This is a genomic window from Longimicrobium sp. (assembly GCA_036389795.1).
Classification (GTDB): Bacteria; Gemmatimonadota; Gemmatimonadetes; order Longimicrobiales; family Longimicrobiaceae; genus Longimicrobium.
This window is the reverse complement of record DASVWD010000209.1, coordinates 1-11,722: the sequence shown is the minus strand read 5'-3', so window position 1 is coordinate 11,722 and position 11,722 is coordinate 1. Positions and strand designations below refer to the sequence as shown.

The window sequence follows — 11,722 nt, the reverse complement described above, 5'->3', positions numbered from 1 at the left end:
GATTGGCATCACACAGAGGACACGGAGGACACGGAGAGAACTTCAATCTCTCCGCTGTTCCTCTGTGTTCTCTGTGCCCTCTGTGTGAGACCTTTTCAGGGCTGATACCCGAACGATTCCCTGCGAAATGGTATGAGACATCCAGTCATGGATCTTGATCCCGAGCGATCCTCTGCAGATCGTAGCAGCGGACGGGCGTCGTCGTTCTCTGCTGGCTCTGCTGCTCTGCGTGAGACATCCCGAGCCGATCCCCGGACGAAGCTCGCCCGGTGGGTTGCAGTTGGTGGAGGAAATCGCTACGGCGCAATGGGAACGCGGCGCGCGTCGCAGAGGCCCCGGAGTGAGGTGCGAGGCGCGGCGGCCCGTCGGCGGCGCACGAAGTGCTTGACACGCGCGGGGCCATGCTGCATTTTGGGGCAAACAGACAAAGCGTCCGGAAACGAAAGAAGCGCGTCGGGGGCGGCGGAGGGGGCCCCGGGGCGGGGCGTCCGCGCGCCTTCGTCCCACGCGCGCAGGCACTTGCGCGATCCGCACGCGGCGGAGTACCTTCCGGTCCAGACGGACCACAACCCGAGCCTCGTTCCCCCCGCGCGACCAACCGCGCGGACGGCTCGTCTCGCTCATTCCCACTCGTCCACATCTCCCGCGCGAACCCGTTGGAAGCTGCCACCGTTCCTCCCGTTCCCCGGCTGCGGTTCGGCCCCGGCGCGCCCCGCGCGGCCCGGGCCGGCTGGACCGACGCCGCAACGAACGGGAGCGCGCGGGGGTAGAGCGTGCGCGCTCGCCGGGCGCTCCCCGCGCCCGGCGGCCGGAGAAAGACGAGAGGGACACGGGACGGCGGCCGGCTTTTCTGCCGGCGGGGCCGGACGGCATCACCCCCCGCCCGTGCGAGCGCGGGCACTCCCCGGAGGAGCGATGGGTCTACTGGAGAAGTGCAGCCGCTACACGCGCGCCCGTGAGGTCCAGTCCGCCGGGTTCTATCCGTACTTCATCCCGATCGAGGCCTCGCACGACACCGAGGTGGTGATCCGGGGCGAGCGGAAGATCATGGTGGGCTCCAACAACTACCTGGGGCTCACCCACCACCCGTACGTGCTGGAGAAGGCGCGCGAGGCGCTGTACCGCTACGGCACCGGGTGCACCGGCAGCCGCTTCCTGAACGGCACGCTGGACCTGCACGAGCAGCTGGAGGTCGAGCTGGCCTCGCTGATGGGCACCGAGGCCGCCCTGGTCTTCAGCACCGGCTACCAGACCAATCTGGGCGTGATCGCCACCCTGGTGGGGCGCAGCGACCACCTCTTCCTCGACAAGCTGAACCACGCCAGCATCGTCGACGGCGCCAGCCTGGTGTACGGCACCGTGCACCGCTACCCGCACGGCGACCTGGCGGCGCTGGAGCGGCAGCTCTCGGCCGTGCCGGGGAGCGCGCACAAGCTGGTGGTCACCGACGGCGTCTTCTCCATGGAAGGCGACATCGTCGACCTCCCCGGGCTGGTGGCGCTCTGCGAGAAGTACGGCGCCGAGCTGATGGTCGACGACGCGCACTCCATCGGCGTGCTGGGCCACGACGGCGCCGGCACCGCGTCGCACTTCGGGCTCGCCGACAAGGTGCTCCTCACCATGGGCACCTTCTCCAAGAGCTTCGCCTCCATCGGCGGCTTCGTGGCCGGCCCCGAGCCGATCCTGCACTACCTGCGGCACCACGCCCGCTCGCTCATCTTCAGCGCCAGCATGCCCCCGGCCTCGGTGGCCACCGTGCTGGCCGCCATCGAGGTGATGCGCCAGGAGCCCGAGCGGCGCGAGAACCTCTGGCGGCTCACCCGGCGCATGCACGAGGGGCTCAGGGAACTCGGCTACGACATCGGCACCAGCGAGACGCCGATCATCCCGGTGGTGATCGGGGAGATGCTGGACACCTTCGTGATGTGGAAGGCGCTCTTCGACGCGGGCGTGTTCACCAACCCGGTGATGCCGCCGGCCGTGCCCGAGAGCCAGTGCCGGCTGCGCATCTCGCTGATGGCCACCCACACCGACGACCACATCGACGCCGTGCTGGAGGCCTTCGCCACCGTCGGCCGCGCCATGGCCGTCATCTAGCCGTCCGTCCCTCCACGGGTCCCGGAGAAGCGCGAGCGGAGCCGTCCCCCGGGGCGGCTCCGCTTCGTTTGCAGCCGACGCGCTTCGCACCTCGCACCTCGCACTTCGCACTTCGGTTCCGGGCGTGTCCCTGCGCTGCGCTCCGGGCCGGGCTGCGCGCGCCGTAGGGCCACAAACAACGTGGCCCAACGGCGCCGGGCCCCGGTCGTGCCAAACCCCCGGCACGCCCGGGTCCCGGCCCTGTCGGGCGCGCATCCCTCACGCAACCGCCCACCGACACCGCGCCGTCTCCGCCCCGTGGGGATGATCCCTCGCCGGGTCGGCTCTTTCGTCCTCTTGCCGGCTGGCAGCCACCGGACCCGCGCCGGGGCGCCCTTTTCCCCATCGATGTCTCACCTGCCCCTGCCGCGCCCCGGTTCCGGCGGCGCCGGCGCCCACGCATCTGCCGGCCCGGACCGGCCGCATCCCCTGGGCGGAAGGGTGCTTGCGCGTCCCGGCGAGGGCCGCCGCCGCCCGGGGTACGCCGCTTGCCCTGGACGAAGGGCGCACGCGCGCCGGCGCCGCAGCTCCGGGCGCCTCCTTCCGCGCTTCTCCAGCCATGCGCGTGCGAGCTTTTCTCCACTCTTCATTCCGGAGGCCATCATGATGAAACGCACTCTCGCGCTCGCCGCCGTCCTGCTCGTGCTCGCCGCCGTCCCGGCGGCGGCCCAGCTCACCCGGTTCACCGGCAACTGGGTCAACGTCAACTCCGGCACCAGCGGGATCGTGCGGCTGCGGATCGCCGCCGCCGGCACCGCCGTGACCGTGCGCGCCTTCGGCGCGTGCACCCCCACGCCCTGCGACTGGGGAACGCAGCCCGGGATCGCCTACGGCCCCAGCGTCGGCTCCAACCCCGTCGGCACGGCGCGGGCGGTCACGGTGAGGTTCCAGACCGGCTTCTCCGAGACGATCCTGGTGCTCCGCCCCGTGGGGACCAACCGCCTGGAGGTGTTCCGGTTCACCCGCTTCACCGACAGCAGCGGCCGCTTCCCGTTCACCGCCACCGAGGTCGTGCAGCGGTCGTGAGCGCCGCCCGCGGCCGGCGGGAGCCGGCCGGGGGAGCACCGCCCCGGGGAGGTCCGCGCCCCCCGTGGCCGGGGAGCCGGGCCGCGCCCACGGGCGCGGCCCGGCTCCTCGCGCTCCGGCGCGCCCTCGCGGCGTCCGCGCCGGCTCCGTATGTTGACCGCTCCGCCGCCACGCGGGTGTCCACTGTGACGCGGGTCGCCCGCGGTCGCACGGCGCTTGCGTTGGGCGGCGGCGTACCCCGAGAACGCGAGCGATGGCGAAGGACGAAGCGGGCGGGAACGGCGCCGGCGCGGACGGCGCGGGCGCGGTCGAGGAGCTGGTGGCCGAGGCCGAGTCGCTGGGCGCCGAGGAGCGCTGGGACGAGGCGCACGCGCTGCTGCTGGACGCGCTGGACGAGCACGCCGACGACGCGCTGCTCCTCTGCTGGCTGGGGATCGCCTCGGAGCGGCTGGGGAGCGAGGGCGAGGCGTACGACTTCTTCCGGCGCTGCCTGGCGCAGGCGCCCCGGGACCCGTTCGTGCTGGCGGCCGCCGGCACCGGCGTCTCCGCCTTCGACGACCCCGAGGCCGAGAGCGCGCTGCGGCTGGCCGCGCTCACCGCCCCCGACTTCCCCTTCGCGCGCTCGGCGTACGGGGCGTACCTGGCGCGCGAGGGGCTCTTCGGCGAGGCGCTGGCCGAGCTGCGCGCCGCGCGCGACCTGGCCCCGGACGACGCCGCCATCCGCGCCGAGCTGGGCGTGGCGCTCCTCCTGGCCGGCGTCCCCGAGGAGGGGATCGGCGAGCTGGAGGAGGCGCTCTCGCGCGTGGAGGAGCCGTGGCTGCGCGGGCTCCACGGCCTGGCGCTGCTGGAGGCCGGCCGCCCCGAGGAGGGCGCCGAGCAGCTCCACCGCTCCGCCGGGGAGCGCCCCGACGACGTGGAGCTGCAGCTCCTCGCCGCGCTCGCCTCGGCCGCGCAGGGGTGGGAAGACGAGGCGTGGGCCGCCCTCGCCCGCGCCGAGCAGGCCGCCGAGCCGCCCGACGCCGAGCTGGTCGGCGAGGTGGAGGGCGCGGTCGAGGAGGGCCCCGAAGCCGCCGCCGAGTTCCTGCGCGAGCAGCTCGGCCCCTCGCTGCTGCGCGAGCGGCTCCACCAGCGCGCCTGACGCCCGGCCGTGCCCCTCTTCCGCCGCTCGCGCCCCCTGCCGCCGCCTCCGCCGCCCGACGACGACCGGACGCTGCTCTACGGCGAGGCGCCGCCGCCTCCGCCGCCCCCGCCCTCTCCGGGACCGGGGGAGCGGAGGCCGCGCGCGCCGCTGGCCGTGCGCCTGGTGCGCGGGCTCCTGCGCCTGGCGCTCCTGCTGGCGGCCGGCTGGGTGCTGCTGGTGGTGGCCATCCACCTGTGGGGCCGCCGCGACCAGGCGCGCGAGGCGGACGCCATCGTGGTGCTGGGCGCGGCCCAGTACGACGGCCGCCCCTCGCCGGTGCTGAAGGCGCGGCTGGACCACGCCATCGACCTCTACCGCCGCGGCCTGGCCAGGACGGTGATCATGACCGGCGGCGTGGGCCCGGGCGACACCGTGAGCGAGGCCACGGTCTCCAAGCGCTACGCCGTGCGCCAGGGCGTCCCCGCCAGGGCGATCCTGGTGGAGACCACCGGGCTCACCACGGTGCAGTCGATGCGCGCGGTGGCGTCGATGATGAAGGAGCGGGAGATGGAAGACGCGGTGCTGGTGAGCGACCCGTTCCACATGCTGCGGCTCAAGCTGCTGGCGTGGCGCGCGGGGATCACCGGCTACACCTCGCCCACGCCCACCAGCCCGATCTCCCGCAACCGCGGCGAGGAGCGCAAGATGCTGGTGCGCGAGAGCTTCGGGCTGCCGCTGGCGCTGATCGAGGCGATCTGACGGCGGTGCGAAGTGCGAAGTCCTTAGTGCTTAGTCCTTAGTGCTTTAGTGGGCGCGGGACTGAGGACTAAGGACTAAAAGACTAAGGACTAAAGGACTATCCGACGGATGCAGATCCCGATCGAGCGCTTCACGCTGGAGAACGGGCTCCGGGTGATCTTCTCGGAAGACCACACCACGCCCGTGGTGGCGCTGAACATCTGGTACGACGTGGGGAGCCGCAACGAGCGCGAGGGGCGCACGGGGCTGGCGCACCTCTTCGAGCACATGATGTTCCAGGGCACCCGGCACGTGGCCGAGAACGCCCACATCGCGCACGTGGAGCGGGTGGGCGGCAGCCTGAACGCCTCCACCTGGCTGGACCGCACCAACTACTACGACACCGTCCCCTCCGACCGGCTGGAGCTGGTGCTCTGGCTGGAGTCGGACCGCATGGGCTTCTTCGTCCCCGCGCTCACCCAGGAGAAGCTCGACAACCAGCGCGACGTGGTGAAGAACGAGCGCCGCCAGCGGGTGGACAACCAGCCCTACGGCGACTGGGACGAGCGCCTGCAGGCCCTGCTCTGGCCCCCCGACCACCCGTACCACCACTCGGTGATCGGGAGCATGGCCGACCTGGACCAGGCCAGCCTGGACGACGTGCGGGCCTTCTTCGAGACCTTCTACGCGCCCAACAACGCGGTGCTCACCCTCTGCGGCGACTTCGACCCCGCCGAGGCGCGCCGCCTGGTCGAGCGCTGGTTCGGCCCGATCCCGCGCGGCCCCGCGGTCCCCCCGCTCCCGGGGAGGCCGACGCTGGAGCCGTTCAAGCTGGGGCGCGAGGTCCGCCAGACGGTGGAGGGGAGCGTGCCGCTCCCCCGCGTCTACCTGGCGTGGCGCATCCCCCCCTACGGCAGCGCCGACTACTACGCGGCCGACGTGCTCTCGGAGCTCCTGGCCGGGGGGAAGTCGGCGCGGCTCTACCGCGACCTGGTGCGCGAGCGGCGGCTGGCGCGCGGCGTGGGCTCGTTCGTCTACCCGGTGGTGACGGGCTCCTCGGCGCTGGTGGTGCGCGGCAACGTCCCCGCCGGGGGCGACGCGGCGGCGCTGGAGCGGGCCGTCCTGGACGAGGTGGAGCGGATCGCCGGCGGCGGGCCCGACCCGGCCGAGCTGGAGCGCGCGGTGACGGGGCTGGAGGCGCGCCACCTCTTCGAGCTGCAGAAGGTCAACGAGCGCGCCGACCAGCTCTCCATGCTGGCCACCTACTTCGACGACCCCGGCCTGATCAACACCGAGCTGGACCGCTACCGCGCCGTCACCGCCGAAGACGTGCGGCGCCTGGCGCGCGAGTACCTGGGCGGCGACAACCGCGTGGTGCTCACCTACCTCCCCGCCGCCACCCTCCGGGAGGCCGCATGAGCGCCTGGAACGCCGGGGCGGCCGCGGGCCAGGCCCCCGGGCTCGACCGCGGCCGCGTCCCCGGGCCGGGGCCGCTGCGCCCCTTCCACTTCCCCGCCGTCCACCGCCGCGCCCTGGCCAACGGGCTCACGGTGCTCGCGGCCGAGGTGCGCAACTTCCCCGTGGTCACCTTCGACCTGGTGCTCCTCTCCGGCGGCGGGCTGGGCGAGGAGCCGGAGCGGGCCGGGGTGGCGGGGCTCACGGCGGGGCTGCTGGAGTCGGGCGCGGGGGGGCGCAGCGCCGCCGAGATCGCCGAGGCCGTGGACGGGCTGGGGCTCTCGCTCGACGCGGGGGTCTCGTGGGACACCGCCCAGTGCGGCTTCACGGCGCTCCGGGCGCGCGCGGCCGCCGGGTTCGAGGTGCTGGCCGACCTGGTGCGCCGCCCCACCTTCCCGCAGGCCGAGGTGGAGCGGCTGCGCGACGAGCGCCTGGCCACCATCACCCAGCGCCGCGCCACCCCCTCGTCGCTGGCCGACGAGGTGGCCAACCGCTGGATCTTCGCCCCCGGCACCGCGTTCGCCCGGGCGCTGGGCGGGCTGGAGGAGACCGTGCGCGCGATCGGGCGCGGCGACGTGGAGGCGTTCCACGCCGCGCGCTACCTGCCGCAAGGCGCCGCGCTGGTGGCCGCGGGCGACCTCTCGCTCGACGAGGCGTGCGAGCTGGCCGAGCGCTTCCTGGGCGACTGGGCGGGAGCGCCGCCCCCCGAGGCCGCCCCCGACGTGCGCCCGCGGCTGGAGCGGACGACGATCGCGATCGCCGACCGGCCGGGGTCGGTGCAGAGCGAGATCCGCGTGGCGCACGTCGGCATCGAGCGCACCGCGCCCGACTACTTCGCGGCCTCGGTGATGAACGCCATCCTGGGCGGCACCTTCTCGTCGCGGCTCAACCTGAACCTGCGCGAGCGGCTGGGCTACACCTACGGCGCCTCGTCGGCGTTCGCCTCGCGGCGCGCGCCCGGCACCTTCAGCATGTCCACCGCCGTGCAGACGGAGGTGACGGCGCACTCCGTCTCGGAGATGCTGCGCGAGCTGCGCGAGATGCGCGAGGCGCCGGTGAGCCAGGCGGAGCTGGACGACGCGCGCAGCTTCCTGGCGGGCGTCTTCCCGCTGGGGCTGCAGACCACCGACGGCGTGGCGTCGAAGCTCTCCTCGCTCTTCACCTACGGCCTCCCCGACGACTACTACGAGCACTACCGCGACGGCATCCTGGCCGTGACCGCGGACGACGTGCTGGAGGCCGCCCGGCGCCGCCTCTGGCCCGAGCGCGCCGCGGTGGTCGTCGCCGGCGACGCGGCGAAGATCCGCGGCCCGCTGGAGGAGCTGGACGTCGGCCCCGTCGAGGTCGTCGACCCGGCCACGCTGGGGTGAACCAGGCCCCCGCACCGAGTCGACGGAGGGCCTTCCGCTCTCCGCTGGCTCTCGCGTGATGCAATTCCGGAAAACTACAAGCCTCACACAGAGGACACGGAGGGCACAGAGAACTTCATCGTGCCTGCTGTTCCTCCGTGTCCTCCGTGTCCTCCGTGTGAGTCCGGCAGTTTCATTTGGAGCCGGAAACGCATCGGAGAGCCAGGTATGAAGCTCCGCGTGAGGAATCCGTAAGCCGGGATTAGGGTTGAGTTAGCGTGCGTCCGCACCGGTTGAAGGCGGGCGGGCGCGGGCGCATCTTCCAACACGAACAAGTTGACATGAGCGACGAGCGGACGCCGCCGGAGGGGCCAGGACTGGTCTCCCGGCGGCCGGTGCACAGGGGGCGGGTGGTCGACCTGGGGATCGACACCGTGCGCTATCCCGACGGCTCGGTGGGAGAGCTGGAGATGATCCGCCACTCCGGAGCCGCGGCCGTCCTCCCGGTGCTCTCCGACCCGGACGGCGACGACCCGGTGATCCTGCTGGTGAAGCAGTACCGCTACGCGGCGGGCGGCTGGCTGTACGAGGTCCCCGCCGGGCGCCCCGACCGCGAGGGCGAGCCGTGGGAGGAGGTCGCGCGGCGCGAGCTGCTCGAGGAGGCGGGGCTGGTGGCGGGGGAGCTGCGCTTCCTCACCAGCATCTGGACCACCCCCGGCTTCACCGACGAGCGGATCCGGCTCTACCTGGCCACGAATCTTTCCCGGGGCCAGACCTCGTACGACGCCGACGAGTTCATGGAGCTGGTGACGCTGCCGCTCTCCGAGGCGCTCGGCATGGTGCGGGACGGCGAGATCACCGACGGCAAGTCGATCTGCACGCTGCTCTACGCCGCCGGGTTCGTGTTTGGGATGTAAGCCGCTTCGTCAGACCAGTGCCGGGCAACGCGTTCTACCCGCTGACGGAGTGTCGCCGCGACACGCCGGGGTGTGTCCTCGGCCCACGCGCGGCGTCCCATCCGGTGGACACCCGGCCCGGGCGGCCCCGGGCGGCCGCAGCGCCGAAACGCCAGTGGCGGGAACGGATTTCGGGCGGGCCGGAGGCCGGCGGAGAAGCCCGGTACGCACCCTGCCTTCCCCGACGCCCCGCAGCCCGCCAACCAGGTGGTTCCCTAGAAGGGGGTTCCCGATGTTCGAAGTCCTCGCCAACGACCGCGCCGCGCCACGCAGGGGCGCCGCGCTGAAGCACCTCGACGACAGCCAGGTGGTGGCCGCCTTCCTGGACGGCAACCGCCGCGCGTTCGACGAGCTGGTGGAGCGCTACCAGAACCGGCTCCTGAACTTCGTCTACCGCACCACGGGCGACCGCGAGCGCGCGGAGGACCTGGTGCAGGAGACCTTCATCCGCGTCTACCGGCACCTGCACCGGTTCGACCAGACCAAGAAGTTCTCGACCTGGGTCTACACGATCGCGTCGAACCTGGCCAAGAACGAGCTGCGCAACCGCTCGCGCAACCCGCTGGTGCTGTTCCAGACGATCCTGAAGAACCGCGACGCCGACACGCGGCCGCTGGAGTGGGAGGACAACACCTACCGCCCCGACGACCTCTTCCGCAAGCGCGCGCTCAAGAGCATGGTGGACGCCGCGGTGGACCAGCTCCCCGAGCACCACCGCACCGTCTTCCTGCTGCGCGAGATGGAGGGGAAGACGTACGAGGAGATCGCCGAGATCACCGACACCAACCTGGGCACGGTGAAGAGCCGCCTGAACCGGGCGCGCAACTCCTTCGCGCGCATCATCGCGCCGCTGCTGGACTGATCTTTCGCGGGAGAGTGGTGGGAGACGACACTTCGTCCGAACGAGACCGCGGGGCGGGCCGAACGACACGGCCCGCCCCGCTTGCGTTCCGGCGCGCGCGCCCGCATCGTGGACGTGCTTCCCGTGAGCGCCGCTCACGCCCGCGCGGGTCCTGTATACACGGTCGGGAACTCCCCGGAGGGAGGCGCGTACAACGCAGCGTCTTCCGGCCCGGGCGGGCCGGCACCTTCCCCCAGCGGGTGCGACACCAGGCCATGATGGACTGCCAGAAGTTCCTCGCGGAGTACTCGGCCTACCGGGACGGAGAGGTCTCGTGGGCCGAGCGCGAGGCGTTCGAGGAGCACGCCGAGGCGTGCGCCTCCTGCGCCCGGTACGACCGCGTGGTGCGCGGCGGCGCCGACGTCCTGCGCGACCTCCCCGAGATCGAGGTCTCGGAGGACTTCGCGGACCGGCTGCGGCACCGCATCTACACCGAAGACCTGGAGCTCGCGCGCGAGCGCCGGCGCGGCACCCCCGGCGCCGTGGTGGCCACGGCGGCGATCGCGGCGTCGGTGGCCCTCTTCGCGTGGGTGCCGCTGATGCAGCCCCGCGAGCGGCTCCCGGGCCGCCTCCCCGCGGTGGCGGCCGAGACGCCGCGGCAGACGCTGGTGCGCCGCCTGGTGGCGAGCCCGCTGCACCAGGAGGCCACCGGGCTCACCTCGCGGCTGGCGCAGATCGGGGTGGCGGTGCAGGAGATGCCGTACCACGACGTGGTGTTCCGCGCGCAGGGCCCCGTGACGGGCCAGCTCGCGGTGTTCGTCCCCGGCGCCCAGGCGCCGGCCGACTGACGCGTCCGCGACGAACTCCGCGCGTGCCACAGATCTCCCACGACCAGCTCAGGCGCACTCTCCGGGACCGGGTCCCGGGGGGTGCGTTCTTCTTCCACGGCGACGAGGACCACTTCCGCGAGGAGGCCGTGGCCGCGGTGCTCGCCGCGTACCTGGACGAGTCGACGCGCGACTTCAACCTGGACCAGCTGCGCGGCGCCGACGTGGCGGCCGAGGACCTGGCCTCGATCCTGGCCACGCCGCCGATGATGGCCGAGTGGCGCGTGGTGGTCGTCCGCGAGGCGCAGGGGCTCTCGCAGAAGGCGCGCGAGGTGGTGGAGGCGGCGGCGAAGCAGCCCCCGCCCGGTCTGATCCTCGTCCTCTCGGCCGCCATCCCCGCGCAGTCCAAGGCGAAGTTCTACGAGGACCTGAAGCGGCTGGCGACCTCGGTGGAGTTCGCGCCGCTCTCGCCCGACGACGCGCCGGGGTGGCTGATGGAGGAGGCGCGCTCCGCCCACGGCCTGGAGCTGGACGCCGACGCGGCGCGCGCGATCGTCTCCGCCATGGGGGTGGAACTGGGGATGCTCGCCTCGGAGCTCAGGAAGCTGGCGGCCTACGCGGGCGACCGGAAGCGGCTCACGGTGGAGGACGTGAAGGCCGTGGGCGGCTCCATCCCGCGGCAGGACCGCTGGGCCTGGTTCGACCTGGTGGCCGAGCGGCGGATCGGCGAGGCGCTGGCCGCGCTCCCCGTGCTGCTGGAGCAGGGGGAGAACGGGGTGGGGCTGGTGATCGGGATGACGGGGCAGCTCCTCAAGGTGGCTCTGGTCGTCGCCGGCGGGCAGGGGGCGCTGGAGCGCGAGCTGAAGCCCTTCCAGCGCTGGATGGCGCGGCGCATCGTCCCCCAGGCGCGCCGCTGGACGCTCCCCGAGGTGGACGCCGCGCTGGCCGAGCTGCTGCGCACCGACCGCCTGCTCAAGTCCGCCTCGTTGAACGACCGCCAGGCGATCGAGGAGCTGCTCCTGCGGTTGTGGGCGATCAAGCCGGAGCGGAGCGCGGCGTAGACGGCGGATCGGGCACGGCGGATCGGGTTCGCGGTCGGTATACGGCGGATTGATGCTGATTGACGATCTGCTTCGGTATTCGCGATCGAAGTTCCCGTAGGGGCGAGGCATGCCTCGCCCGGATGGCCGAAGGCCATCACGCGGCGACATGCCCGGCCCGCTTCGACGAACTTTGACGTTGCAACTGGCAGCGGGCGAGGCATGCCTCGCCCC

10 protein-coding genes are annotated in these 11,722 nt (G+C 72.9%); all 10 read left to right on the top strand.

Annotated features, from left to right (window positions below; translation table 11 throughout):
• Window positions 1-915: 915 nt before the first annotated feature.
• The 10 genes from VF746_24845 (at window position 916) to holA (ending at window position 11,509) form a co-directional block, all read left to right on the top strand.
• A complete protein-coding gene (locus VF746_24845; GenBank protein ID HEX8695666.1) occupies window positions 916-2,097 on the top strand; it encodes an aminotransferase class I/II-fold pyridoxal phosphate-dependent enzyme in 1,182 nt (393 codons plus the stop codon).
• A 642-nt stretch (window positions 2,098-2,739) separates the two neighbouring features.
• Window positions 2,740-3,162: a hypothetical protein gene (locus VF746_24840; GenBank protein ID HEX8695665.1), complete on the top strand. Its 423-nt coding sequence runs from the start codon at window positions 2,740-2,742 to the stop codon at window positions 3,160-3,162.
• Window positions 3,163-3,415: 253 nt separating this feature from the next.
• A complete protein-coding gene (locus VF746_24835) occupies window positions 3,416-4,300 on the top strand; it encodes a tetratricopeptide repeat protein (protein ID HEX8695664.1) in 885 nt (294 codons plus the stop codon).
• A gap of 9 nt (window positions 4,301-4,309) precedes the next feature.
• Window positions 4,310-5,041, top strand: coding sequence for a YdcF family protein (locus tag VF746_24830; GenBank protein ID HEX8695663.1), 732 nt, complete (start codon window positions 4,310-4,312; stop codon window positions 5,039-5,041).
• A 108-nt stretch (window positions 5,042-5,149) separates the two neighbouring features.
• Window positions 5,150-6,439 (top strand): pitrilysin family protein, encoded by a 1,290-nt coding sequence (locus tag VF746_24825; GenBank protein HEX8695662.1) that lies wholly within the window; start codon window positions 5,150-5,152, stop codon window positions 6,437-6,439.
• The gene (locus VF746_24820; GenBank protein HEX8695661.1) at window positions 6,436-7,845 is read left to right on the top strand and encodes a pitrilysin family protein; all 1,410 of its coding nucleotides are present in this window, start codon (window positions 6,436-6,438) and stop codon (window positions 7,843-7,845) included. Before VF746_24825 ends, VF746_24820 begins: the two co-directional genes overlap by 4 nt.
• 320 nt (window positions 7,846-8,165) lie before the next feature.
• Window positions 8,166-8,741, top strand: a complete 576-nt coding sequence (locus VF746_24815; GenBank protein ID HEX8695660.1) for an NUDIX hydrolase — start codon at window positions 8,166-8,168, stop codon at window positions 8,739-8,741.
• A gap of 271 nt (window positions 8,742-9,012) precedes the next feature.
• The gene (locus VF746_24810; protein HEX8695659.1) at window positions 9,013-9,642 is read left to right on the top strand and encodes a sigma-70 family RNA polymerase sigma factor; all 630 of its coding nucleotides are present in this window, start codon (window positions 9,013-9,015) and stop codon (window positions 9,640-9,642) included.
• Window positions 9,643-9,896: 254 nt separating this feature from the next.
• Window positions 9,897-10,469 (top strand): zf-HC2 domain-containing protein, encoded by a 573-nt coding sequence (locus tag VF746_24805; protein ID HEX8695658.1) that lies wholly within the window; start codon window positions 9,897-9,899, stop codon window positions 10,467-10,469.
• A 23-nt stretch (window positions 10,470-10,492) separates the two neighbouring features.
• The gene (holA, locus tag VF746_24800; GenBank protein HEX8695657.1) at window positions 10,493-11,509 is read left to right on the top strand and encodes a DNA polymerase III subunit delta; all 1,017 of its coding nucleotides are present in this window, start codon (window positions 10,493-10,495) and stop codon (window positions 11,507-11,509) included.
• The last annotated feature ends 213 nt before the right edge of the window (window positions 11,510-11,722 follow it).

Coding starts and splice junctions, on each gene's coding strand:
- VF746_24845 (HEX8695666.1), top strand. CDS start 916: ATGGGTCTACTGGAGAAGTGCAGCCGCTACACGCGCGCCCGTGAGGTC.
- VF746_24840 (HEX8695665.1), top strand. CDS start 2,740: ATGATGAAACGCACTCTCGCGCTCGCCGCCGTCCTGCTCGTGCTCGCC.
- VF746_24835 (HEX8695664.1), top strand. CDS start 3,416: ATGGCGAAGGACGAAGCGGGCGGGAACGGCGCCGGCGCGGACGGCGCG.
- VF746_24825 (HEX8695662.1), top strand. CDS start 5,150: ATGCAGATCCCGATCGAGCGCTTCACGCTGGAGAACGGGCTCCGGGTG.
- VF746_24820 (HEX8695661.1), top strand. CDS start 6,436: ATGAGCGCCTGGAACGCCGGGGCGGCCGCGGGCCAGGCCCCCGGGCTC.
- VF746_24815 (HEX8695660.1), top strand. CDS start 8,166: ATGAGCGACGAGCGGACGCCGCCGGAGGGGCCAGGACTGGTCTCCCGG.
- VF746_24810 (HEX8695659.1), top strand. CDS start 9,013: ATGTTCGAAGTCCTCGCCAACGACCGCGCCGCGCCACGCAGGGGCGCC.
- VF746_24805 (HEX8695658.1), top strand. CDS start 9,897: ATGATGGACTGCCAGAAGTTCCTCGCGGAGTACTCGGCCTACCGGGAC.